Raw genomic sequence first — 24,537 nt, 5'->3', positions numbered from 1 at the left:
TCCATAGCCGCGCCACGCATGAGGCGGCTCACTTATGCTGATGGGCGTGAGTGAAGCATTTGAGCTGGCCGCCGAGGCCGCAACGTATCTACGTGACCGTCTGGGCGAACAGGCGATCGACATCGCCCTCGTGCTGGGTTCCGGCTGGTCCTCCGGGGCAGATTCCCTCGGGGAGCCGGTCGGCGAACTCGAACTGGGCGACGTCCCCGGCTTCAGCAAGCCCGTGGTCAGCGGCCACGGCGGCAAACTGCTCCTCGTCCGCACCGCGCGCGGCAAGCTGGCCGCGATCTTCACCGGCCGCACGCACTACTACGAGGGTCGCGGCGTCGCGCCCGTGGCCCACGGCGTGCGCACCGCTGCGGCCTGGGGCGCCACCACCATGGTGTTGACCAACGGCTGCGGCGGCCTCAACCCGGACTGGGCGCCCGGCACCGTCGTCCTGATCAAGGACCACATCAACCTCACTGGCGACACCCCCCTCGAGGGCGCCAACTTCGTGGACCTCTCCGAGGCCTATTCCACGCGTCTGCGCGCCGAGGCCCAGGAAGCCGCCGGCGGCCTGCCCGAGGGCGTGTACGTCCAGTTCCGCGGACCTCAGTACGAAACGCCCGCAGAGGTCCGCATGGCCGGCATCCTGGGCGGCGACCTCGTCGGCATGTCCACCACGCTGGAGACCATCGCCGCCCGCGAAGCAGGCCTTGAGGTCCTCGGCCTGTCGCTCGTCACCAACGCCGCCGCCGGGCTCAGCGACAGCAACCTCGACCACGCCGAGGTGCTCCAGGCCGGGCGCGACGCGGGCCCGCGGCTGGCCGCGCTGCTTGCTGCCATCGTGGGGAGGCTGTGATGCAGGACCTGCTGAACGCCGCCATCCGCTGGCGCGACATGGACCCGGATCCGGAGACCCGCGAACAGCTCGACCACCTCATCGTCCAGGCCCAGGCCAACGACCCGACGTTCCGCGAAGCGGCGGAGAAGGAACTGAAGTTGGCCTTCGCGGGCCCACTGGAGTTCGGCACCGCCGGCCTGCGCGGAGCACTCGGCCCCGGCCCCGCCCGGATGAACCGCTCGGTCGTCACCCAGGCCGCCGCAGGCTTCGCCGCGTGGCTCAAGACCCAGGGGCACGACGGTGGCAAGGTCATCGTCGGCTATGACGCGCGCCACAAGTCGACGGACTTCGCCGAGGACACCGCCCGTGTCATGGCCGGCGCCGGCTTCGAGGTGCTGTGGGTGACGCAACCCACGCCCACTCCGGTGATCGCCTTCGGCATCCAGCACTTCGGCTGCGTCGCCGGCGTCGTGGTGACCGCCAGCCACAACCCGCCGCAGGACAACGGCTACAAGGTGTACCTGGGCGACGGTTCCCAGATCGTGCCGCCCACAGACGCGGAGATTGCCGCCGAGATCGCCAAGGTCGCCGCCCGCGACTGGACGGACCTCCCCCGCGGCGCTGAGCGTACCGAAGTCACAGCTGAGCTGCGCCGGGCCTACGTCGCCCGCGCGGTAACGCTCTACCCCGCCGACGCCCCGCGCGACGTCGTCTGGGTGCACACCGCGATGCACGGGGTGGGCACCGCGACCGTCCGCGCCGTCGCCGAGGCGGTCGGGCTCCCGGCCGCCAACGAGGTCGGCGAGCAGTCGCAGCCAGACCCGAACTTCCCCACCGTCGCGTTCCCCAATCCCGAGGAGAAGGGCGCCATCGACCTGGCGGTGGCCCTGGCGGCCGACAAGGGTGCCGACGTCGTGATCGCCAACGACCCCGACGCAGACCGCTGCGCCGTGGCCGCGGTGGTGGACGGTCAGTGGCGGATGCTGACCGGCGACGAACTGGGCTCGCTCCTCGGTGACGACGCCATCCGTCGCGGCGTCCCCGGACGGTTCGCCAACTCCGTGGTGAGTTCCACCGAGCTCGGCCGCATGGCGCGCGCCGCCGGCAGGCCGCACGTCACGACGCTCACCGGCTTCAAGTGGATCGGCCGGGTGGCAGACCTCGCTTTCGGCTACGAAGAGGCCATCGGCTACTGCTGCGATTCCCGTGCGGTGCCGGACAAGGACGGCATCACCGCGGCCCTGTCCGTGCTGCGGATCGTCGCCGGGCTCAAGGCCGAGGGCCGCACGCTGGCGGACCGGCTCGCCGAGATCTCGCGGACGCACGGGCTCACGGCCACGTCGCAGCTCTCGGTGCGGGTGGCGGATCTGTCCTTCATCGCCGACGCCATGGCGCGGCTCCGCTCGGACCCGCCGGCCGCTCTGCTGGGTGAGCCGGTCGTCGTGGCAGACCTCGCGGAGGGCTCCGAGGCGCTACCGCCCACGGACGCCGTCGAGCTGACGGGGGGATCCGTGCACGTGGTGGCCCGCCCCTCGGGCACCGAGCCGAAGCTCAAGTGCTACCTGGAGGTGCGGCTGGGCGTCGACGAGTCCCAGGACGTGCCCGCCGCGCGTGTCCGGGCGGCTGAGAAGCTCGCCACGCTGAGGCGCGAGATGGCGGCCGCTCTGGGCGTGGAGGCCTAGAGTTCCCTGCGCTGGCGGCGTGGGAGCATCCCGTTCTCCACGCCCCAGAGCACGGCCTGGCTACGGCGTTCGACGCCCATCTTGCGGTAGGCGGAGCGGATGTAGCTCTTGACGGAGTTGATGCTGAGGTAGCTGGCCTTGGCGATCTCATCGTTGGTGATGCCCTGGGTGATCATGGCGATCACCTCGGCCTCACGCGCCGAGAGGCCGTGACGACGGCCCGGCCAGTCGCCGGATTCGATCTCGTGCGGCACCGGTTTGGGCTCGATGACCCGCTCACCACCGTGGACGCGCACCAGCGCGTCACACAACGTGTTGCCGTCGGCCACCTTGGACACGTAGCCGTGGACGCCGATCTCGAGCGCCTGCGCCACCTGCTCCGGCCTGATGTTCCAGGTGTAGACGACCACTCGGCCGTACTTCGGGTTGGCCAGCAATTGCCGGATGTCGTCTTCGAGATGCAACTGGCCGAACGCATCGAACAGGACGATGTCGACGGCCTGCCGCGGGTGGGTCATGGTGTCCAGCTCGACGAGCTGGAGGCGGGTGTCGTGCGCCAACAACTGCGCCACGCCTTCCACGACTACGGGGTAGTCGTTGACGATCGCCACCGTGATGCGCGCCGGGGTTTCATTCACCCCTGAACCGTACCCTTTCTGCGCGTACTCGGCCGGGTTCGCGGAACGGGACGTATCCCTGCGGCTGCCGGGCCACGCTCCCTCTGCCCCCGGCCTGGGTACTCTGGAACCATGCTCAAGCTGCGCGCCGCCTTCACGGCACTTCTGCTCGTCCTGTTCACCGCCTGGGCCGTGGTACCCGCCGCCGCGGACGACTCGGCGCCGATCACGCGCTACTACGTCGACGTCAACCTCACCGAGGACGGGATCGCCCAGGTGGAGGTCGACTTCACGATGGACTTCGCGGCGTTCAACGGGCGGGGGCCCTACTTCCTGTTCCCCACCCAGCAGGAGGGCGACGGCAAGCGCTACATCTTCGAGTACGACAACATCAGCGTCTCCTCCCCCACCGGTGCCCGCACCGACGTGCAGCGTGAGAGCAGCTCCGACGGTTTCCGGCTGCGCATCGGCAATGCCAACGTGGTCAACACCACGCCCCAGGACTACGTCGTCTCCTACGACGTGAAGGGCCTCATCGCCTCTGACCATCCCGAGTCTGGCCTCGACGAGTTCAACTGGGACGTCATCGGCCCCGCGTGGGAGTCGCGGTTCAGCGACGTGCGGGTCACCGTGACGGGCCCCGCGGGCGTGGAGAAGACGGCCTGTTTCTACGGCCCCTACGACAACCAGACCCCGTGTGAGACGTCCTACAGCGGCAACAGCGCCACATTCGCCGTCCCCGCCGTCAACCCGAAGACCCCGGTGCAGGTCGTCGCCGGGTTCCCCGCCGGCACCTTCGGCGGCGCCACGCAGACCATCGAGGAGATCGTCAGCCCCTTCGAGCTGACCCCCGCCACCGGCGCGGTCACCGGCGCGGGCCTCATCGCGGCCATCGCCGGGCTGCTGATCGTGCGCCGCAGGCACACCCGCGACGAGGTCTTCCTGGGCCTGACCCCGGGCCTCACGCCCACAGCGGGCGAGCAGGGACGCGTCGGCACCAAGGCGGGCAAGACCCCCGTGACCGTCCAGTTCCATCCGCCGAAGGGCGCCACCCCCGGCGAGATCGGCACCCTGATCGACGCGACGGCCGACAACGTCGACGTGTCCGCGACCATCATCGACCTGGCCGTGCGCGGTTTCCTGCAGATCGAATCGGACGGGCGCAAGGACTTCACCCTCTACGCCACCAATCCGCCGGCGGGCGAGACCCTGTTGCCCTATGAGCGCAAGCTGCTGGGCGACATCTTCAAGGGCCAGGCCGTGCGTCGCTCCCGCGAACTGAGCAAGGCGAAGTTCCAGAATGTGCTGCCCGACGCGCGGCAGGGCCTGTACAACGCCGTCGTCCAGAAGGGCTGGTTCAAGAGCAATCCCCAGGTGGCGCAGATGGTGCCCATCGGCATGGGTGTGCTGCTCCTGCTGGTGGCCGTCGGCATCGGGTTCGTCTTCGGCGCCTTCGGCTGGGGCCTGCTCGCCATCCCGGTGGCGCTGTTCGGCATCGGCCTGATCCTGCTGTCCGGCGGTTTCCGCAAGCGCACGGCCACCGGCTCGGCCTACCTGGCGCAGGCGAAGGGCTTCGAGTTGTACCTGCGCACCGCGGAGAAAGAGACCCTCCGCTTCGAGGAGGGCGAGGACATCTTCTCCAAGTACCTCCCCTACGCCATCGTGTTCGGCGTCGCGGACCGCTGGTCCAAGCTGTTCGCGCAACTCGGCGCCGAGGGCATCTACCAGGCCGACACCTCGTGGTACATCGGCGCAGATCTCATGCACGGCTACTACTTCGCCAGCGCCATGAACAACCTCACCAGCTCGTTCAACAGCGTCATGAACGAGGCCCGGATGGACGGCATGAGCCAGGCCACGGGCGGCTCGTCCGGCTTCTCCGGCTTCAGCGGCGGGGGCGGCTTCGGCGGCGGTGGCGGCGGAAGCTGGTGAACCTCACCCGAACACGAACGAGGGGCGACTCCGGTGGAGTCGCCCCTCGTTCGTTGAGCGGGATCAGTGGCGATGGTCGTCTCGACGGTGGTCGTCTGTGACGCCGCGGTGGGCGTCGGTGTCGCGCAGCTCGTGCGCATCGTGGCGGATCGAACCGTCGTCGCGACGGTCGGGATCGAGTTCCTCGGCCTCGCGGGTACGCCGGTCGATGTCCGCCTGGGTCTCGGCCAGACTGCCGCGCCGCTCGGCGGCCTCCCGCTCGATCCGCTCCGCTTCGATGCGGGCCTTCTCGGCGTTCACCCGGGCCTGCTCCGCCTCGAGCTCCTGCTTACGCACGCCCAGCTCCTGCTCGCGGAGGGCCACCCGGTCGCGGTCAGTGTCCCGCCGCAACTCCTCCGCATGGCGCCGATCCTCGACGAGCTGCTCCGTCCTGCGCTTGCCCGCGGCGCGGACGATGAGCACGATCACAACGATGACAATGATGATGGCGGCGATGATCACCGCGATCAGGGTGGGCGACAGGTCGTTCATGTTGCGTCCCTTCCGGTCTCGCGCTGCTGGCGCAGCGGGATATCCGTCCAGCACACCAGAGGCGCCACACCTCCGCCACACCCCTTGGTGTCGCGTGCTCAGGCCGGGGCGGTCGCGGGCACAGCCCCCAGCGCCGGTGGCCGATGCTGATCGGCGCTGGTCTGTGGCTTAGGATTCTGTCCCATGGTTCGAACGCTGGTGCTGATCGCGGGTCCCTCCGGCAGCGGCAAATCACGCATCACCAGCCTCGCAGCCGACGGCGAGCACGTCGTCGCGCTGTCCCTCGACGACTTCTACCGCGACCTCGACCATCCGGATCTCCCCATGACGCCCATGGGCATCCCGGACTGGGACGATGTCGCCTGCTGGGACATGGAACTGGCCGTCGACACGCTGCGCACCCTGCTGCGGGACGGGCGGGCGGAGCTGCCTGTCTACGACATCTCCCTGTCCCGACGGGTCGGGACCCGCACCGTCGACCTCGGCACCGCGCAGATCGTGCTGGCCGAGGGCATCTTCGCCATCCAGGCGCTAGCCGCCGCCCGCGCCGAAGGTCTGACGGTGGAGGCCCTGTGGCTGGACAGGCGACGGGCGGCCAACTTCCTGCGACGCCTGGCCCGCGACCTCAAGGAGCACCGCAAGCCACCGGTGCTGTTGCTCCGCCGCGGCTGGGCCCTCTACCGCTCCGAGCCGGCGCTGCGGCGGGCCGCGCTGGCGGCCGGCTTCCGGGGGATGTCGATGCGCCGGGCCCTCGGCTCCGTGAAGCGACGGTGACTCACCCCGGCGGTTGATCCCGGCGGGTGCTGGGCTACGGTCGGGACATGACCGCCGTACTGGAACGACCGGCCGCGATGAGGAAACGACCCAGCACCTTTGCGCTGAAGCAGGTGATGGCCGTCACGGGCGTGGTCTTCGTGGGGTTCGTGTTCATCCACATGATCGGCAACCTCAAGGTCTACGGGGGTCCCGCCTCCCTGGACGGTTACGCGACGTGGCTGCGTGAAGTGGGCTACCCACTCATCCCGAAGAAGGGCGTGCTCTGGGCCCTCCGAGTGACCCTCGCGGTGAGCCTGGTCGTCCACGTGTGGGCGGCGGTGACGCTGTGGCTGCGTGGGCGTGCGGCGCGCGGCTCCCACCGCCGTCGGTCCATGCCACGGGCCACCGCCTGGGGCGCGCGCACCATGCTGCCCGGTGGGGTGGTCATCCTCGTGTTCGTGGTGGTGCACCTACTGGACCTCACCATTGGCGCCCTCGTCGCCCCCGGCTCCTACGCCCACGCCGGCCCCGACGGGGTGATCCCCGCCTACGCGAACCTGGTGGCGAGCTTTTCGCGGCCGTGGATGGCGGCCTTCTACACCTTCACCATGGTGGTCATCGGCGCGCACATCTGGCACGGCTGGCGCGCGCTGCTGCAGGACTGGGGCGTGACCGGGCGGCGGTTCCGCGCAGCCTGGGCCGCCGTCGGCGCGGTGCTGGCGTTGGCCGTCGTAGCCGGGAACGCCGCCATTCCCGTGCTGGTCCTGGCCGGGGTGATCGCATGATGCTCGACGCGCACGTGCCGGCCGGTAACCCCGCCACCGCGTGGGCGCGGCGCACGTCGCAATACCGTCTCGTCAGCCCCGCGAACCGGCGAAAGATGACCGTGGTGGTGGTGGGCACCGGCCTGGCCGGGGCCGGCGCCGCTGCGGCGTTGGGAGAGTTGGGTTACCACGTCGAGTGCTTCACGTTCCACGATGCGCCGCGGCGGGCCCACAGTGTCGCGGCCCAGGGCGGCATCAACGCGGCCCGGGCCCGGAAGGTCGACGGCGACTCCCTGGCACGGTTCGTCAGCGACACCGTCAAGGGCGGCGACTTCCGCGGTCGCGAGGCCGACGTCGTGCGGCTGGCCACCGAGTCGGTCCGCGTGATCGACCACCTCCAGGCCATCGGCGCCCCCTTCGCCCGCGAGTACGGCGGGCAGTTGGCGACGCGCTCGTTCGGCGGCGTGCAGGTGTCGCGGACGTACTACACGCGCGGCCAGACGGGCCAGCAGCTGCAGGTCGCCGCCGCGCAGGCGCTGCTCCGGCAGGTGTCGCGCGGCACTGTGCGGCTGCACACGCGCACCGAGATGTTGGACCTGGTCGTGGCCGACGGCCGCGCCCAGGGCATTGTGACCCGTGACCTGGTCACCGGCGAGGTCGGCTTCACTCCCGGCCACGCCGTCGTGCTGGCCACCGGCGGCTACGGCTCCGTCTACTTCCATTCCACGTTGGCGATGAACTCCAATGCGACGGCCACCTGGCGGGCCCACCGGCGCGGCGCGCTGTTCGCCAGCCCGTCGTTCGTGCAGTTCCACCCCACAGCGCTGCCGGTGAGTTCGCACTGGCAGTCCAAGACGACGCTGATGAGCGAGTCTCTGCGCAACGACGGCCGCATCTGGGTACCCGCGAAGCCCGGTGATGATCGGCCGGCGGGCAGCATCCCCGAGGCCGAGCGCGACTACTACCTCGAGCGCCGCTACCCCGCCTTCGGCAACCTGACGCCGCGCGACATCGCCTCGCGAGCGGCCAGGGACGAGATCGAGGCCGGCCGAGGCGTCGGGCCGTTGAAGAACTCGGTATACCTGGACTTCCGCGATGCCATCGCACGGCTGGGACGGCCCGCGATCGCCGAGCGGTACGGCAACCTGTTCGAGATGTACCAGGACGCCACGGGCGAGGATCCGTACGCCGTTCCGATGCGGATCGCCCCGGGGGCGCACTTCACCATGGGCGGCCTGTGGAGCGACTACGACCAGATGACGACGGTGCCCGGCCTGTTCGTCGGCGGCGAGGCGGGCAGCAACTACCACGGCGCCAACCGGCTGGGCGCGAACTCGCTGCTGAGCGCCTGCGTCGACGGCTGGTTCACGCTGCCGCTGTCGGTGCCGAACTACCTGGCGCCCCTCGTCGGCACTCCCCTCCTCGAAGCGGGCTCGGCTGAGGCCGCCGAGTCGCTGGCCTGGGTGCGGGACCGCACCCGGAGGCTGGTCGACAACGACGGCGTGGCCCGCCCCGCCGCCTTCCACCGCCGCCTCGGCGAGATCCTGTACCGCGGCTGCGGCGTGTCACGCAGCGAGCAGGGCCTGCGGGCGGCGCTCGACGAGGTGCGGGCGCTGCGCGAGGAGTTCTGGCGCGACGTGCGGGTCGCCGGGCCTGCCGACCGGCTGAACCAGGAGTTGGAGCGCGCCGCGAGAGTCGCCGATTTCCTCGAATTGGCGGAGCTGATGGTCCTCGACGCGCTGGACCGCACCGAATCCTGCGGGGCCCATTTCCGCGAGGAGTTCGCGACGGCCGACGGCGAGGCTGCCCGCGACGACGGGCGCTGGTGCAACGTCTCCGCTTGGGAGACCACAACGGAGGGCAGGCACACCCGGCACCTGGAGGAACTCAGCTTCGACCTGGTGCCCCTGGCGGTGAGGAACTACCGATGAGAATAGAGATAGAGGTTTGGCGGCAGGATTCGCCCACGGCCGAGGGACGTTTCGAGACGCATGTCGTCGACGATGCGACGCCGGAGATGAGCCTGCTCGAGTTGTTGGACAGGCTCAACGACCAACTGGCGGACTCGGGCGTGGAGCCGATCCAGTTCGAATCCGACTGCCGGGAGGGGGTCTGCGGTGCCTGCGGTGTGACGGTCAACGACCGCCCCCACGGCCCGGTGCCGAAGACGCCGTCCTGTCGACAGCACCTGCGCGCCTTCGGGGGCATCTCGACGTTGCGCATCGAGCCGCTGCGCTCGGCTGCGTTCCCCGTCGTGCGGGATCTGGTGGTGGACCGTTCGTCGCTGGACCGGCTGATCGAGGCCGGGGGGCACGTCGACATCATGGCCGGCACCGCACCGGACGCCGACGACCTGCTCGTCGGCCACGGCGACGCCGAACTCGCCCTGGATTTCGCGGCGTGCATCGGCTGCGGCGCGTGCGTCGCCGCCTGCCCCAACGGCGCGGCCCACCTGTTCGCCGGCGCGAAGCTCGCCCATCTCGCGTTGATCCCGCACGGGAAGTTGGAGCGCGGCAAGCGCGCCCGGGCCGTGGGAGAGGCGCTGGACGCCCAGTTCGGCCCCTGCTCCACCTATGGTGAATGCGTGGAGGTGTGTCCGGCCGGGATCCCGCTCACCGCAGTGGCGGCCGTGCACCGGGATCAGCTCCGCGCCGCCTTCCGCGGGCGCGACAGCTGAGGATAGAGCCGGCCTACTCCGGGATGGGCGCGAACGCGGGGCCGGTCTGGCCCAGCTTCTCGTCGAGCTTCGTGAACAGCGGCGAGGGCTTCTGCAACGGCGTGCCGGCGACGATGGGGCGCGACTCCCACACCGCCTGCTGCGACGCGTAATCGCCCTGCAGGGTGGGGTAGGTCAGGTCACCGTCGGTCACGTCGACGATCTGCGGCTGCGCGGCCCACACACCTTCGTTGCCGAGCGCCTCGAAGATCTGCTGCGCGGCGTGCGGGAGGTACGGGGTGAGGAGCGTGTTGCAGTCCGAAATCACCTGGAGGGCGACGTGCAGGACGGTGTCGCGGCGGGCGGGGTCGTCCTTCAGCTTCCAGGGCTCCATGTCGGAGATGTACTTGTTGGCGAGGCCGACGACCCGCATGGCCTCGGTGATGCCGGCCTTGAAGCGGCGGGCGGCGATGTGGTCCCCGACGGTGTGGAAGGCCTCCCGCGACGCGTCGAGCAGTGCCCGGTCCTCGTCGGTGAGCTCGCCCATGGCCGGGATGGCGCCGTTGTTCTTGTGCGCCATGGAGATCGAGCGGTTGACCAGGTTGCCCCACTCGTTGGCCAGCTCGAAGTTGGTCCGGCGGACGAACTCCTCCCACGTGAAGTCCGTGTCCTGGTTCTCGGGGCCGGCCACGGCGATGTAGTAACGCAGCGCATCCGGGCCGAACTCGTTGAGGAAGTCGCCAACGAAGATGGAGGCGCCGCGCGAGCTGGAGACCTTCGAGCCGCGCATCGTCATGAACTCGGAGCTGACCACTTCTGTGGGGAGCCGCAGCTCGCCGAGTTCGGGACGGATGGTGCCGCCCATAGTGCCCTGGCCGTTGGCGCCCAGCAGGATGCCCGGCCAGATGACGGAGTGGAAGACGATGTTGTCCTTGCCCATGAAGTAGTAGGAGGTGGCTTGATCGTCGTTCCACCACTTGCGCCACGCATCCGGGTCGCCGGTGCGCTTGGCCCATTCGATGGATGCGGAGAGATAGCCGATGACGGCGTCGAACCACACGTAGATGCGCTTCATCGGGGCGTCGCGCCAGCCGTCGAGCGGGACGGGCACGCCCCAGTCGAGGTCACGCGTGATGGCGCGCTCACGGATCTCCTTGAGCAGGTTGTGCGAGAACTTCAGCACGTTGGGGCGCCAGTCCTCACGCGAATCGATCCATTCGGCCAGCTGCGGTGCGAGCTTCGGCAGGTCGAGGAAGAAGTGTTCGGTCTCCACGAAGTTGGGGGTCTCGCCGTTGACCTTGGATTTCGGGTCGATGAGATCTGCCGGATCCAACTGGTTGCCACACTTGTCGCACTGGTCGCCGCGGGCGTTGTCGTACCCGCAGATGGGGCAGGTGCCCTCGATGAAGCGGTCCGGCAGGGTGCGCCCCGTCGACGGCGAGATGGCGCCCATCTGCGTCTTCGCGACGATGTAGCCGTTCTCGTAGAGTGCGGTGAAGATCTCCTGCACCACGTGGTAATGGTTCGGTGTGGTGGTGCGCGTGTACAGGTCGTAGCTGAGGCCGAGGCCCTGCAGGTCCGAGACGATCTGGCCGTGATACTTGTCCGCCGTCTGGCGAGCCGTGAGGCCCTCTGAATCGGCCTTCACCTGGATGGCGGTGCCGTGCTCGTCCGAGCCGGAGACCATGAGCACGTCGTGGCCCGCCATGCGCATGTACCGGGAGAACACATCGGAGGGAACCCCGAAGCCCGAGACATGACCGATATGGCGGGGGCCGTTGGCGTAGGGCCAGGCAACGGCAGCAAGAACGTGACTCATGCGCGTCATCCTATCGTCGCTGCCTGAGGGCGGCGATGTGGCGGAAATCCGCCGGGTTCCGGCGTGCGGAAGCGCTCGTTCACTCTGCCCACCGGCCCACCTTCTGGGAGCTGCGGGGCCGCCTGGTGCGGATTTATCCAAACTCTGGGCCCCTGCCGGGGCCTCCACCGCTCAACCACTGTGCCCGAATCGCTTAGTCCTACAAATCGTCGTAAACTACTCAATCGTGACGTTGAACGTAGCCGAAGACACATTGGTAAACGACCCCACCGAGTGGGACGGATTCACAGAGGGCCCGTGGCGGACCCAGATCGAGGTGCGGGACTTTGTCCAACGCAACTACACCCCGTATGACGGCGACGCCTCCTTCCTCGCCGGCCCCACCGAGAAGACGACTGCCACCTGGCAGCGCCTCGAAGACAACTACCTCTCCGTCGAGCGCCGCAACCGCGTGTTCGCCGTCGACGCCGAGATCCCGGCCGACATCGACGCCTTCCCGGCGGGCTACATCTGGAAGGGCGACGACGTGGTCGTCGGCCTGCAGACCGACACCCCGCTGAAGCGCGCCATGATGCCGTTCGGCGGCTGGCGCATGGTCGAGACCGCGCTGCGCGAGGCCGGCACCAAGCCGGACGAGCACGTCAAGGAGATCTTCACCAAGTACCGCAAGACGCACAACGAGGCGGTCTTCGACATCTACACGCCGCGCATCCGCGCCGCACGCTCCTCGCACATCATCACCGGCCTGCCGGATGCCTACGGACGTGGTCGCATCATCGGCGACTACCGCCGCGTCGCCCTCTACGGCGTCGACGCCCTCATCGAGGACAAGAAGCGCGCCAAGGACGCAGTCGCCGACGAGGGCTTCAGCGAGCACTGGGCCCGCTACCGCGAGGAGCATTCCGAGCAGATCAAGGCCCTGCAGAAGCTGAAGCACCTCGGCGAGATCTACGGCTTCGACATCTCGCGTCCCGCCAGCACCGCCAAGGAAGCCGTGCAGTGGACGTACTTCGGCTACCTCGCCTCCATCAAGAGCCAGGACGGCGCGGCCATGTCGATCGGCCGGCTGTCGGCCTTCCTCGACGCCTACTTCGAGCGTGACCTGGCCGCCGGCCTCATCACCGAGACCGACGCCCAGGAGATGATCGACGCGCTGGTCATCAAGCTGCGCATCGTGCGGTTCCTGCGCACCATCGACTACGACCAGATCTTCTCCGGCGACCCCTACTGGGCCACCTGGTCCGACGCGGGCCTCGGCGAGGACGGCCGCTCGATGGTCACCAAGACCTCGTTCCGTCTGCTCCAGACGCTGCGCAACCTCGGCCCCGCCCCCGAGCCGAACATCACCGTCTTCTGGGATCCGGCCCTCCCCCAGGGCTACAAGGATTTCTGCGCGGCGATCTCGATCGAGACCAGCTCGCTGCAGTACGAGGCAGATGACCGCATCCGCGACTACTGGGGCGACGACGCGGCCATCGCGTGCTGCGTGTCCCCCATGCGGGTGGGCAAGCAGATGCAGTTCTTCGGCGCCCGCATGAACGCCGCCAAGGCGCTCCTCTACGCCATCAACGGTGGCCGCGATGAGATGAGCGGCAAGCAGATCGTGGAGGGCTACGAGCCCGTCACGGGCGACGGCCCCCTGGACTTCGACGACGTGTGGCACCGCTACGAGCAGGTGCTGGACTGGGTGGTGGCCACCTATGTGGAGGCGCTCAACATCATCCACTACAGCCACGACAAGTACGCCTACGAGTCGATCGAGATGGCGCTGCACGATTCCGAGATCCTGCGCACGCTGGGCTGCGGCATCGCCGGCCTGTCGATCGTGGCGGACTCGCTGTCGGCCATCCGTTACGCCACCGTCACCCCGGTGCGCGACGGGACCGGCCTCGTGATCGACTACCTGACCGAGGGTGACTTCCCCCGCTACGGCAACGACGACGACCGTGCCGACGAGATCGCCGCCGTCGTGGTGCACACGATCATGCAGAAGATCCGCGCGCAGCACCTCTACCGCGACGCGCTGCCCACGCAGTCCGTGCTCACGATCACCTCGAACGTCGTGTACGGCCGCAACACCGGCGCCTTCCCCTCGGGCCACAAGGCCGGCGCCCCGTTCGCGCCGGGCGCCAACCCGGAGAACGGCGCCGACTCGCACGGCATGCTCGCCTCCATGCTGTCGGTGGGCAAGCTCGACTACCACGATGCCCTCGACGGCATCTCGCTGACCAACACCATCACCCCGTCGGGCCTCGGCCGCGACAAGGCCGAACAGGTGAGCAACCTCGTCGGCCTGCTCGACGCCGGCTTCGTGCCCGAGAACTAAGGAGAACCCCAGATGTCAGTCAAGACCTTCGATGAGCGCCTGGCCACGATGAAGGCGTCGCGCGACGAGCGCTCGCACCAGCCCGGCCTGTTCCACGCCAACATCAACGTGCTCAACCGCGAGACCCTCGAGGACGCGATGGAGAACCCGGACAACTACCCGAACCTGACCATCCGCGTCTCGGGTTACGCGGTGAACTTCGTGAAGCTCACCAAGGACCAGCAGCGCGACGTCCTGGCCCGCACGTTCCACGGGAACGCGTGACCACAGAAGAGCTGCCACTGCTCGACGTCCCGCGCCTGCGCGCGACGTCGGGCACGGCCGGCATCGCGTCGGCCGGCGACATGACGCACGCCGAGCACATCGCTGCCGTCCGCAGCGGTGAGCTCGGCTCCGTCCATTCCTGGGAACTCGTCACCGCTGTCGACGGGCCGGGCACGCGGCTGACGGTCTTCCTGGCCGGCTGCCCGCTGCGCTGCCTCTACTGCCACAACCCGGACACGTATTTCACGAACAAGGGCGAGCCCGTCCTGCTCGACGACATCGTGGCCAGGGTGCGCCGGTACCGCGGGGTCTTCCGCGCCACAGGCGGCGGGCTGACGCTCTCCGGTGGCGAACCCCTCTTCCAACCCGTCTTCGCAGGACGCCTGTTGCGCGCCGCGAAGGAGATGGGCCTGCACACCGCCCTCGACACCTCCGGCTTCCTGGGGCGGAACGCGTCCGACGAACTGCTGGACGACGTCGACCTCGTGCTGCTGGACATCAAATCGGGTGACCCGGACACCTACGTCCGCACCACCGGGCGCGAACTGCAGCCCACGCTCGACTTCTCCCGCCGCCTCGCGGAGCGGGGCAACCGGATGTGGATCCGCTTCGTGCTGGTCCCGGGCCTGACCGACGACGTGGCCAACGTCGACGCGGTCGCCACGCATGTCGCGACGCTGGGTGATGCCGTCGAACGGGTCGAGGTGCTGCCGTTCCACCAGATGGGCCGCGACAAGTGGGAGTCACTGGGCATCCCCTACGAACTCGCGGACACCGAGCCCCCGTCGAAGGACCTCATCGAGCGGGTGATGGGCCAGTTCCGGGCCCACGGTCTCCCGACCTTCAGGGGCTAGCCTCCGTGACCCCTGCCCTGCATAGGGTCAGGGGCATGGGTGAGGGCTACAAGGTCGACTACGGCGCGCTTGAGCAGACCGCCGACGACGCGCATGCGCTCGCGGCGGATGCGCCCGGCGCCACGGAGGGCATGCGCCTCAACCGGGTGGTGGCTGCGCTGCCCGGCAGCCTGAGCGCCGGGCGCGCCGCCGGGACCGACGCCGAGTGGGTGACCTCAGCGGAGCAGTTGACGACAGACCTCCTCGGGTTCGCCACCGCGCTCGACACCACCGCCCGCAACTACCGGTCCGCCGAGGATGCCGCCGCCGAGGCGGCGACGGGCTTCTTCGGAGGCCTGCCGTGAGGTGGTCCGACGGCCTCGCCATGCAGCCCGTCGAACTGCGGGCACAGGCCCAGGGCCTGCTCAACAGCCACTCGGCCCTGACGCGGATACACGGGCAGCTGGAGTCATACGACTTCTCCACCTGGGACGGCGACGCCGCCGGCCGGGGTCGCCGAGCCCACCGCACCCTCACCAGGTCCGTGCGGCGCCGCGCCGACGAACTGCCGCCCGTCGCGAGCGCGCTGGACAGCGCCGCCGGCACCTTCGACGACATCCAGCACGCGCAACACAGCACCCTCGACAAGGCCCACCGGTGGGGTTTCTCCATCGGCGACAGTGGTGGGATCGCCAACGAGCAGGGCTTCAGCCTCGACCCGCGCCGCCCAGTGGTCAGGATGCAGCTCAGCGCCTCCGTCGTCTCGCTGCTGTTCCGGCTGAACGCCTGCGACGCCTCCCTCGCGGCGAAACTGTGGGCGGCAGATGCGCAGAGCACGATCGTCGGCTGGGGCGATGCCGCCGTCGACGGTGGGCGCTGGATCGGAAACCGGGTCGGCGAGGGCATGGAGTGGGCGGTGGACACCGCCACCGACGCGGCCGCCAGCGTCCAGGACTTCTTCGACCGTCGCGCCCAGGCGGTGGGCTCCGCCTGGGACCGCTGGGCGGAGTTGGGAGAGAACCCGCCGCAGTGGCTGGCGAACTGGCGCGAGAACGGAGAGGCGCCCTACCTCTCGCAACTCGGCGCCTACGCCATCACGCGGCTGGGGCAGGGCGCAGGCGTCGTCGGTAACGCCGTGGTGGGCCGGGACCTGCAGATCTTCGAGGACGGCACGCCCTACGTCGGGCCGGTGCAGCGCAATCCCCGGGAGAGCAGCTACGCGGGCCTGTCAGATGTCATGGAGACCATGATGAAGGCCTATGACACTGGGGGCGCCGAGCGCACTTCGGTCACCGTCACCGCCGTCGAGGACGGGAACGGCGACGTGCGCTACGTGGCCGCCATCTCCGGCACCGCGCACGCGATGACGACCATGGAGGGGTGGGCCGGGCAGCCGTCAGGGCTGGACTGGGCCGCCAACTTCCTCCACCACGGCGTGGGCCCCACCTCTGCCACGCATGCCGCGTCGCAGGCCATCCAGGACGCCATAGCCGAGGACCTGGCCCACCGCCGCGCCAACGGGTTGCCGGTACCCACCGGGCGGCCGGAACTGCTGCTGACGGGGCACTCGCAGGGCGGGATCGTGGCCGGGCAGTTGATCACGGACGACCAGTTCCTCAGCGGCGTGGACGTGAAGGGCATCATCAGCGCGGGTGCGCCGACGGAGTCGCTGAACATGCGGCCGGACGTGCCGGTCTACAACTTCCAGACCCAGTACGACCCCGTCCCCCGAACAGACGTCAACGGATACCGGCTCGACGGCACGAGGGATGTGCCGGGGAACGTGACCAACATCACCCTCGACCACTCCGGCTCCGGGCCGGCGGACTACCTGCCCACGTACACCCACCTGCAGGACACCTACCGGCAGGATGTGGCCGCGTTGGGCCCGGTCCAGGCCCTGGAGGAGAGCTACGGCAGCTTCTTCAACGGCACGACCACCACCTATTCCGTAGAGTTCGGACGAGAGGTGAAGTGATGACCGACGAGACGATGGTGGCCCAGGACGGTATCCGCGTGGGCCTGGTGGGGTTCGAGACCTGGGCCGCGGCCATGGAACAGATCCGCGACGACACACTCCCCCATGCAGACGAGGACACCCTCGCGGGCTGGGAGGCGGCGGGCATCATCACCCCGCGCGGCCTGGCCACCGACTGGGGACTGGCGTTGCGCGTCGCCCAGCAGGCGCGCGCCGGGATGGAACTGGTCTCCGTGTTCCAGAACGTCGCCTTCGACGCCATGGTCTTCGTGCTGGGCGACGACATGGTGACGGTCACGTCGAGAGCCGCGGTGGCGCCCGCCGATGACGGGTGGCAGGCCACCGGCGTGGATCCCATGCTCGAGGTGGCGCTGGCGCCGTCGTCGGATCCGTGGCTGTTGCTGCGCCGCGCCCTTCCACCGCTGGATCTCGCACGCGCCCAGCCCCGGCTGCCCCGCGGCGACGAGGCTGTGCCGTTGACGTTGAAGCTGGAGGAGGTCCCCACCGCGTGGGAGTACGAGCGCACCCTGTTCGCCCAGCGGCTCCTGCAACTCCCCACCCTGCCCGCAGACGTCCGCGACGCCCTCGAGCCTCAGGCCAGCGTCTTCGCCTACGTCGTGGGCGAGCCGAGCACCGGTCCCTCCGCGTCCAACGACGCCTGGGCCGTCGGGCGCAACCTCTACTACATGGTGCCCGGACGCCCGGGTATCACCCAGGTGCCGCCCGGCCAGTTGGGGGCGCAACTCGTCTCCAGGCTTGCTGCCGCGGCCGGAGGACGTTGATGCAGCGAAGGGCACTGTTGACGGGAGTCGGTGTGGGTGTTTTCGGACTGTTCGGATGCGGATCCAAGGACGCCGAGGTCACAGACCAGGAATGGAATCAACGCCTCGTCGAGGCGCTGGAGCCGCTGGACCACGTCGAGGAATTGACGGACTTCCGCTACTCCATGCAGGGGGCCTTCGGGGGAGGGACTCGGCCTGGGTCTCCGGCACCGTCCGCTCGGACACCAACGACGCCGCCACGAACGAGGCGCTGCTGGAGGAGGTGGGCCGGCAGATCGCCACGGTCCACCGCGACAACGGTGCCAGGCGCTCGTCGATCATGGTCCACGTCCTCAGCCCGAACCTCACGAAGTACACGTTCGAAACAATGTTGGACGTGGATCTCGCCACGCTCGACACCCTCGCTGCGCACTACGGCATCGCGCGTCGCTGAGCGGCGTCCATCCGTGGTCCCAGCCCGGATCCTCCTTCGGTCCAGCGCCGCGGCTCGTGGGTACCGCGGGGCTGACGCCCACAGAAGCCACCGGGGATCAGGCCCTAGGGTCGGGGCATGAGGTTCCTGACATTTCTTGTGCTGGCACTACTGCTGGGCGGCTGTGGCGTCGCGACCCAGCGGGCCGAGCCGGCCGTCGAGGCACCGCCGGAACTGCCGCCCGAGGTCCGTCTCCCGGAGCCCGAGCCATCCCCCCGGGGCATGGAACCCCAGGACCAGGACCCGCCCGTCGAGGAGAAGCCCCAGATCGTGTACGTCGACGAGGAGCCGCCCTGCTCCGAAGGTCAGGCCTTGTCCGTTGCCTTCGTCGGCTACGACGCGGCGCTGGGCAGCCGCTTCCACTGGGCGCGGGTGCGCAACTGCACCGACGAGACGGTCACCCTTCCCGAACCCGTCTTGCGCGGCCGGGACCTGGGCAACATCTGGGGCGACATGATCACCGCACCAGCCTTCGGCCCTGAGCCCAGCCCGCTCCTCGAGCCAGGCGCCTCCGCGCTACTGACCCTCAAGTGGCTCAGCAACGGTCGCTGCGCGCGAGGAATCCAGGATCTGCGACTCGTGCTCGGCGCGGAGTCCTTCGACTCGCCGGAGAACTGCCTTCAGCTAGGTGGTAGCTTCGCCCCTGAACGCGAGGCCGACATCACCTGGACCTGGGGAGACAACCTATAAGCGCACCGCTGACGTGCCCCTGCGACACAGGCAAGGTCTACCCGGCCTGCTGCGGCCGCTTCCACGACGGCCGCCCGGCCCCCACGGCCGTCGCGCTCATGCGGTCGCGCTACTCCGCGTTCGTGCTCGGCCTGAGTGACTACCTCATGGAGTCCTGGCACCCGACGACGCGCCCACCGTCGATCAGCCTCGGCGACGGCACCCAGTGGTCCGGCCTCGTGATCGAGCAGACCGAGCGGGGCAACGCCTGGGACGACGAGGGCACCGTGCAGTTCACGGCCACGTTCCTTTCGCCCGACGGCATGGGCGTGTTGCAGGAGCGCAGCCGCTTCACCCAGGTGGACGGCCGCTGGTACTACGTCGACGGCACGGTCAGCTGAGCCACCGCGGCCCGGCCCACTGCTGCTCCGGACCGCCCTCCGCCGGATGCGTGCCTGTCGCGCACTCCGGGCGGCCCGGCTCGTCACTTCGCGACCCGCACTGCGGCTAGGATCGCAAGCATGGCGGTGGCCGCGTGATCGAATTCGAGCAGGTCTCGAAGCTGTACGGCGGCCCCACGCCCGCCGTGGCAGAGTTCAGCGCGCGCATCCCCTCCCACACCACCACCGTGTTGGTCGGCTCGTCCGGATGCGGCAAGACCACCCTGTTGCGGATGGTAAACCGCATGGTGGAACCCACTGGGGGCCGGGTGCTGATCGACGACGAGGACATCGCCGGCCAGGACCCAGTCGCGCTGCGCCGACGCATCGGCTACGTGATGCAGAGCGCGGGTCTCATGCCGCACCGCACCGTCGTCGACAACATCTCGACCGTGCCCCGCCTGCTGGGCACGACGCGGCGCGACGCCCATCGACGTTCGGCAGAACTGATGGAACTGGTCGGCCTCGACGCCGGCCTGGCTGGTCGCTACCCCGCGCAACTCTCGGGCGGCCAACAGCAACGCGTCGGCGTGGCCCGCGCCCTGGCCGCTGACCCCAACATCCTCCTCATGGACGAGCCGTTCGCGGCCGTCGACCCCATAGTGCGCGCGGACCTGCAGAACGAACTTCTGCGCCTTCAGGCCGAGTTGGGCAAGACCATCGTGTTCGTCACCCACGACATCGACGAGGCCCTCTTGCTGGGCGACCAGATCATCATCCTCGAGCAGGGCGGCCACGTGGCCCAGCGGGGCACCGGTCCGGACATCCTGGCGGCACCCGCGAACGCGTTCGTCGCGGAGTTCCTGGGCCTGGGCAGGGACGCTCGGGCGCTGCACATCGTGGATTCGGCGGAGGGCCGCATCGTCGTCGATGGCCGTGGCCGCGCCGCGGGGAGACTCGCGGAGCCGTCGTGACCTGGATCACCGCGAACCTCGACCTCATCTGGGAGCGCACGCTCGCCCACCTCGCCCTCGCGGTGCCCGCCATCGCCGCGAGCTTCCTGGTGGCCCTGGTCATCGGAGGCTTCGCGGCGGGACGGCGGCGGCTCCGCGCCCCGCTGGTCACTGGCGCTGCGCTCCTATACGCCATCCCCTCACTGCCGCTCTTCATCGTGCTGCCCGCCCTGATCGGCACCGGCGTCCGCGACAGCCTCAACGTCGTCGTCGCGCTCACGCTGTACGGGCTGGCGTTGATGGTCCCGGCGGTCGTCGACGCGCTGCGCGCCAACGAGAAGGGCCCGGTCGATGCGGCGAGGGCGCTCGGGTACACCCGGGCGGCGCGGTTCCTGACGGTCGAGTTGCCGCTGGCCGGGCCCACGCTGCTGGCAGGCCTGCGCGTCACCTCCGTCAGCACGGTGTCGCTGGTGACGGTCGGTGCCGTGCTGGGCGTCCCCAGCCTCGGCATGCTGTTCACCGACGGGTTCCAGCGCGGGATCACCGCGGAGATCCTCACCGGCCTCGTCATGACGGCCGTCGTGGCGCTGGTCCTCGACGCGGCCTGGGTGCTGCTCGGACGCTGGCTGTTGCCGTGGCGGCGCGCATGAGACACCTCATCGACGCCGTCGTCTGGCTCACCGACCCCGCCCACCTGATGGGCGACGGCGGGGTGCTGCACCGGGCTGTGGAGCACCTGACCTACTCGGTGGTGGCCGTGGCGATCGCGTGCCTGATCGCGGTGCCGGTCGGCTGGTTGGTCGGGCACAGCGGCCGGTTCGACGGCGTGACCGTCGCCACCACGGGGACAGCCCGCGCCCTGCCCACGCTCGGGGTCCTCACCCTGGCGGGCCTGGCCTTCGGGGTGGGCCTGGTCGGGCCGATGGTGGCCTTCGTGATCCTCTCCGTCCCGTCCATCCTGGCCGGCGCCTACGCCGGGATCCGCGCCATCGAGCCCGCCACCATCGACGCGGCACGTGCCACCGGGCTCAGTCCGCGCCAGGTGCTGTGGCGGGTGGAGGTGCCGCTGGGCCTACCCCTGCTCACCGGCGGCATCCGCTCGGCGATGCTGCAGGTGATCGCCACGGCGACTCTCGCCGCCTACGTCGGGGCAGGAGGTCTGGGGCGGCAACTCTTCCTCGGCCTACGCACCCAGGACTACCCTCAGATGCTCGGGGCCGCGCTCGCCGTGATGACCATCGCGCTGATCGTCGACCTCGTGTTCGCCTGGCTGCAACGCCGGGTGACGCCCGCCGGTATCAGGACCCCCTGACCACCTCACGGAAGGAACCACCATGACCGCCCTCCGCCTGACCATCCTCGCGGCAGCCACCGCCCTCGCCCTGGCCGGCTGCGCATCCACAGACCCACTCGGCGAGCCCTCCGCCGACGCCACCTCGGCTCAGCCGGTGGGCGGGCAGACGCTCGTCGTCGGCTCCCAGCAGTACTACTCCAACGAGATCATCGCCGAGCTGTACGCCCAGGCGCTGGAGGCCGAGGGGTACAAGGTGGACAGGCAGTTCCAGATCGGGCAGCGCGAGACCTACCTGCCGGAACTGGAGGCGGGCAAGATCGACGTCTTCCCTGAGTACACCGGCAACCTGCTGCAGTACGTCGACGCCGAGACCACGGCCCGCACCGCCGACGAGGTGAACGCCGCCCTGGCTGAGGCTCTCCCGGACGGGCTCCGCGTACTGGACCCGGCCGAGGCCACGGATCAGGACTCGTACACCGTGACGGCGGCCTTCGCCGAGGAGCACGGCCTGACGGCGATCGCCGACCTGGCCGGTGTCGGGGAGCCGCTGAAGATGGCCGCGAACTCCGAGTTCGCCACCCGTCCCTACGGACCGGGGGGGGCGAAGGAGATCTACGGCGTCGACATCGAGGTGCTCCCGGTGGAGGATTCGGGCGGCCCGCTGACGGTTCGGGCGCTCACCGACGGCACGGTCCAGGTGGCCGACATCTACACCGCAGACCCCGCCATCGCCGCCAACGACCTCGTCGTGCTGGAAGACCCGGAGGGCCTGATCCTGCCGCAGCAGGTGGTTCCGCTGGTCTCCGACAAGGTCGACCACGCCGCCGAGCAGGCCATCGCGTCGGTGAACGAGAAGCTCACCCCGGAGGCGCTGCGCGAACTCAACGCCCGCAGCGTCGACGAGCAGCTGGGCTCAGAGGAGATCGCCGGCGACTGGCTCGAGGAGAACGGCCTCCTCTGACGGAGGGACGTCAAGAATTCTCCCTCGCGGGGACTGCCCAGCGTGACCCCACGCAGGGCGCCCTCCGCGAGGGAGCTCTTTTCTCTTGAGCGGGGCCCAGCCCGGTCAGCCGACGGCGTCGGCGAGCGTGACCTGGGCGAACCGCATCAGCCAGCCGTCGGGGGTCTGCTGCCACAGCGAGAAGCGCAGGCGGCTGAGGTCGTCGCCCTGGCGCCAGCGCACGCCCGCAACTCCCTCCGCGTAGGTGTCGACGGCGAGCACCTCGAAGCGCGACGACGTGGGCTGCCACGCCCCGTACGCCTTGTCGACGATCTGGCCGTCGAGCGCATGGGCGACGAAATGGGGGTGGAGCAGCGCGCCGAGCGCCCGGGAGTCGCCTCTCACCTCGTCGTCGAGGAGTTCACGCGTGAGTTGCAGGAGCTTGGCCTTGACCCGCGGTGAAGCGGTGCCGGGGCATCCGCCGGCCGGGCCAGAGGGCGCCGGCTCGGGCTCGCCGAGGGAGAACAGGTCCGGCTCCGGATCTGTGGACCCGATGGCGAACTCCTGCTCCCTCGATTTGGGGGCTGCGGCCGACGGGAAGCCCGGGCCGGGATCGAAGGCGACACCCTGCTGGAACGCGAACGCGGCGGCCCTGGCCCGCTCGTCGGCCGCTTCGTTCATTGCGTGCCCTGCATGACCCTTGACCCACTCGAAGTGCAGGTTGCGCCCCTGCATCGCCACGTCGAGTTCCTTCATCAGTTCGACGTTGAGGACCGGCTTGCCATCGCCCTTCTTCCAGCCCCGGCGCTTCCACCCCGGCAGCCATTTCGTCAGCGAGTTGATCACGTACTGCGAGTCGCAGAGGATGCGCATGGGCTCGTCGACGTGCGCCGTGGACTGCAGCAGGTCCAGCACCGCCATGAGTTCACCCATGTTGTTGGTGCCGTGCGGCCAGCCCCCGGAGGCCCACGCGTCGTCGCTGATGTACCAGGCCCAGCCTGCCGGGCCGGGGTTGGAGAGGGAGGAACCGTCTGCGGCAGCAACAATCACGCCCGACACCCTACCGCCGCCTCCCCCGCCCCGAGAGTTGGCGAGCGCGGGCGAACGCTACGAAGGACTCATCCGGCGGTGGGCGGGAAGAGGTAGGCGTAGGTGTGGTGCTCCACGAAGCCCTCCTTGGCGTACAGCGAGCGGGCGGCGGTGTTCTCCTCCCCCACCTGAAGGGCGACGAAGCGGCACTCCACCGAATCCACCAACGCCCGCGTCATCGCCCGCCCCCAACCGGTGCCCCGCAGTGCGGGAGCGACCTCGACCGACGAGATGACCGCCCACGAACCCCACAGGGCGACGCGCCCCACGGCGATGCCCGGGATCTGCGCATAGGTGGCCGGGGCGCTGGTCATCTCCGCCACCAGGTCGGCGTCCGTGCGGCCGCCGCGCCAGATGGAGAGCCACCCCTCGTCGGGCTCAGACGACTTCTTGACCTCGACGTGGTCATACGGCAGGTCATCAGCCCGGGCCACCATCACGACGGTGGGGCCACGCAACTCGTAGCCCGCGGCCTTGGCCAGGTCGATGACAGGATCACCCATGACCACCTGCAGGATGGTGGGCCGGCCGCGCCACTCGTCGGCCAGTGTGAGCGCCTCGTTCCACGGCATCCCGGGGTCGCCGCCCACCAGGGTGGAGTTCGCCCGGGTGGTGCGCCGGTTGCCGTCGCGGAGGACCCAGCCGCCCAACCGGGCGCGACGCAGCCCGGGCCAGGTGCGGTCCAGCATCCGCTGCATGGCGTCGGGGGGCGAGGCCGGCAGCACAGTGCGTTCTGGGACCCGTTTCAGGTTCTTCACCATCGAGCGTTGCAGCCACACGGCCGGCTTGTCCTCCGGGAGCACCACCAGGCGGTCGTCGTCGGCGGCGATGAGGTGGCCGACGAAGTCTGAGGCGCGCCCGTCCGCGTCGAGATGCCGCAGCGTGATGCGCGGCGCTCCGGCGGGGACCTCGATGATCATTGCGCCAGATTACTTCACCGCCCCCGCCCCCTCGGGCCCCCGTCGACCCCGTGA

General features: G+C 69.6%; 23 protein-coding genes and 1 pseudogene. 19 read left to right on the top strand and 5 right to left on the bottom strand.

The genetic code is table 11. The annotated features are described in order from the left end of the window. Positions 1-46: 46 nt before the first annotated feature. Complete coding sequence (locus ACX1DX_RS00425; protein WP_245244136.1) at positions 47-844, top strand: purine-nucleoside phosphorylase; 798 nt, start codon at positions 47-49, stop codon at positions 842-844. Beyond that, positions 844-2,508 (top strand): phospho-sugar mutase, encoded by a 1,665-nt coding sequence (locus ACX1DX_RS00420; protein ID WP_459397277.1) that lies wholly within the window; start codon positions 844-846, stop codon positions 2,506-2,508. The genes ACX1DX_RS00425 and ACX1DX_RS00420 overlap by 1 nt, the downstream gene beginning before the upstream one ends. Here the strand turns inward: ACX1DX_RS00420 and ACX1DX_RS00415 are convergent. Further along, positions 2,505-3,146, bottom strand: coding sequence for a response regulator transcription factor (locus tag ACX1DX_RS00415; protein ID WP_182765913.1), 642 nt, complete (start codon positions 3,144-3,146; stop codon positions 2,505-2,507). The genes ACX1DX_RS00420 and ACX1DX_RS00415 overlap by 4 nt on opposite strands. 111 nt (positions 3,147-3,257) lie before the next feature. Here ACX1DX_RS00415 and ACX1DX_RS00410 point away from each other — a divergent pair, with 111 nt between their 5' ends. After that, the gene (locus ACX1DX_RS00410) at positions 3,258-5,057 is read left to right on the top strand and encodes a DUF2207 domain-containing protein (protein ID WP_459397276.1); all 1,800 of its coding nucleotides are present in this window, start codon (positions 3,258-3,260) and stop codon (positions 5,055-5,057) included. 63 nt (positions 5,058-5,120) lie between these two features. On the opposite strand, the gene ACX1DX_RS00405 is transcribed toward ACX1DX_RS00410, so the two are convergent. Then, entirely contained in the window at positions 5,121-5,588 is a 468-nt protein-coding gene (locus tag ACX1DX_RS00405) for a hypothetical protein (protein ID WP_182764505.1), read from the bottom strand. 183 nt (positions 5,589-5,771) lie between these two features. Here ACX1DX_RS00405 and ACX1DX_RS00400 point away from each other — a divergent pair, with 183 nt between their 5' ends. From ACX1DX_RS00400 to ACX1DX_RS00385, 4 genes are all read left to right on the top strand, one after another. Further along, positions 5,772-6,362, top strand: a complete 591-nt coding sequence (locus ACX1DX_RS00400; RefSeq protein ID WP_182765916.1) for a uridine kinase family protein — start codon at positions 5,772-5,774, stop codon at positions 6,360-6,362. A 116-nt stretch (positions 6,363-6,478) separates the two neighbouring features. Then, on the top strand, positions 6,479-7,129 hold the full coding sequence (locus tag ACX1DX_RS00395; protein ID WP_370585962.1) for a succinate dehydrogenase/fumarate reductase transmembrane subunit: 651 nt from the start codon (positions 6,479-6,481) through the stop codon (positions 7,127-7,129). After that, the gene (locus tag ACX1DX_RS00390; protein WP_459397275.1) at positions 7,126-9,039 is read left to right on the top strand and encodes a fumarate reductase/succinate dehydrogenase flavoprotein subunit; all 1,914 of its coding nucleotides are present in this window, start codon (positions 7,126-7,128) and stop codon (positions 9,037-9,039) included. The genes ACX1DX_RS00395 and ACX1DX_RS00390 overlap by 4 nt, the downstream gene beginning before the upstream one ends. After that, positions 9,036-9,785: a succinate dehydrogenase/fumarate reductase iron-sulfur subunit gene (locus ACX1DX_RS00385; protein ID WP_459397274.1), complete on the top strand. Its 750-nt coding sequence runs from the start codon at positions 9,036-9,038 to the stop codon at positions 9,783-9,785. Before ACX1DX_RS00390 ends, ACX1DX_RS00385 begins: the two co-directional genes overlap by 4 nt. 13 nt (positions 9,786-9,798) lie before the next feature. Here ACX1DX_RS00385 and metG read toward each other — a convergent pair whose 3' ends face one another. Next, entirely contained in the window at positions 9,799-11,583 is a 1,785-nt protein-coding gene (metG, locus tag ACX1DX_RS00380) for a methionine--tRNA ligase (protein WP_459397273.1), read from the bottom strand. Between metG and pflB the strand changes: the two are divergent. The 12 genes and pseudogenes from pflB to ACX1DX_RS00320 all read left to right on the top strand — a co-directional run bounded on the left by pflB (position 11,582) and on the right by ACX1DX_RS00320 (position 22,495). Continuing rightward, positions 11,582-14,173: pseudogene (pflB, locus tag ACX1DX_RS00375) on the top strand (formate C-acetyltransferase). The gene metG and the pseudogene pflB sit on opposite strands and share 2 nt — an antisense overlap. After that, positions 14,170-15,027 (top strand): pyruvate formate-lyase-activating protein, encoded by an 858-nt coding sequence (gene pflA, locus ACX1DX_RS00370; protein WP_459397272.1) that lies wholly within the window; start codon positions 14,170-14,172, stop codon positions 15,025-15,027. The pseudogene pflB and the gene pflA overlap by 4 nt, the downstream one beginning before the upstream one ends. A gap of 35 nt (positions 15,028-15,062) precedes the next feature. After that, positions 15,063-15,371, top strand: a complete 309-nt coding sequence (locus tag ACX1DX_RS00365) for a hypothetical protein (protein WP_459397271.1) — start codon at positions 15,063-15,065, stop codon at positions 15,369-15,371. Continuing rightward, complete coding sequence (locus tag ACX1DX_RS00360) at positions 15,368-16,984, top strand: alpha/beta hydrolase family protein (RefSeq protein WP_459397270.1); 1,617 nt, start codon at positions 15,368-15,370, stop codon at positions 16,982-16,984. Before ACX1DX_RS00365 ends, ACX1DX_RS00360 begins: the two co-directional genes overlap by 4 nt. Continuing rightward, positions 16,984-17,766, top strand: a complete 783-nt coding sequence (locus ACX1DX_RS00355) for a hypothetical protein (protein WP_182764512.1) — start codon at positions 16,984-16,986, stop codon at positions 17,764-17,766. Before ACX1DX_RS00360 ends, ACX1DX_RS00355 begins: the two co-directional genes overlap by 1 nt. 91 nt (positions 17,767-17,857) lie before the next feature. Further along, positions 17,858-18,199: a hypothetical protein gene (locus ACX1DX_RS00350; protein WP_459397269.1), complete on the top strand. Its 342-nt coding sequence runs from the start codon at positions 17,858-17,860 to the stop codon at positions 18,197-18,199. Positions 18,200-18,316: 117 nt separating this feature from the next. Next, a complete protein-coding gene (locus ACX1DX_RS00345; protein ID WP_459397268.1) occupies positions 18,317-18,928 on the top strand; it encodes a hypothetical protein in 612 nt (203 codons plus the stop codon). 8 nt (positions 18,929-18,936) lie between these two features. After that, on the top strand, positions 18,937-19,308 hold the full coding sequence (locus tag ACX1DX_RS00340) for a YchJ family protein (RefSeq protein WP_459398229.1): 372 nt from the start codon (positions 18,937-18,939) through the stop codon (positions 19,306-19,308). A gap of 134 nt (positions 19,309-19,442) precedes the next feature. Next, complete coding sequence (locus tag ACX1DX_RS00335; RefSeq protein WP_459397267.1) at positions 19,443-20,261, top strand: ABC transporter ATP-binding protein; 819 nt, start codon at positions 19,443-19,445, stop codon at positions 20,259-20,261. Beyond that, positions 20,258-20,890 (top strand): ABC transporter permease, encoded by a 633-nt coding sequence (locus ACX1DX_RS00330; RefSeq protein WP_182765928.1) that lies wholly within the window; start codon positions 20,258-20,260, stop codon positions 20,888-20,890. Before ACX1DX_RS00335 ends, ACX1DX_RS00330 begins: the two co-directional genes overlap by 4 nt. Next, on the top strand, positions 20,887-21,552 hold the full coding sequence (locus ACX1DX_RS00325; RefSeq protein WP_182765929.1) for an ABC transporter permease: 666 nt from the start codon (positions 20,887-20,889) through the stop codon (positions 21,550-21,552). Before ACX1DX_RS00330 ends, ACX1DX_RS00325 begins: the two co-directional genes overlap by 4 nt. A 22-nt stretch (positions 21,553-21,574) precedes the next feature. Further along, entirely contained in the window at positions 21,575-22,495 is a 921-nt protein-coding gene (locus tag ACX1DX_RS00320; RefSeq protein WP_459397266.1) for an ABC transporter substrate-binding protein, read from the top strand. A 105-nt stretch (positions 22,496-22,600) separates the two neighbouring features. Here ACX1DX_RS00320 and ACX1DX_RS00315 read toward each other — a convergent pair whose 3' ends face one another. Continuing rightward, on the bottom strand, positions 22,601-23,524 hold the full coding sequence (locus tag ACX1DX_RS00315) for an RNase H family protein (RefSeq protein ID WP_459397265.1): 924 nt from the start codon (positions 23,522-23,524) through the stop codon (positions 22,601-22,603). 68 nt (positions 23,525-23,592) lie between these two features. Further along, positions 23,593-24,483: a GNAT family N-acetyltransferase gene (locus ACX1DX_RS00310; protein ID WP_459397264.1), complete on the bottom strand. Its 891-nt coding sequence runs from the start codon at positions 24,481-24,483 to the stop codon at positions 23,593-23,595. Positions 24,484-24,537: the final 54 nt, after the last annotated feature.

Source organism: Tessaracoccus zhenghani (genome assembly GCF_054552775.1).
The sequence above is the reverse complement of the archived record's forward strand: the minus strand, read 5'-3'. Positions and strand labels throughout refer to the sequence as shown.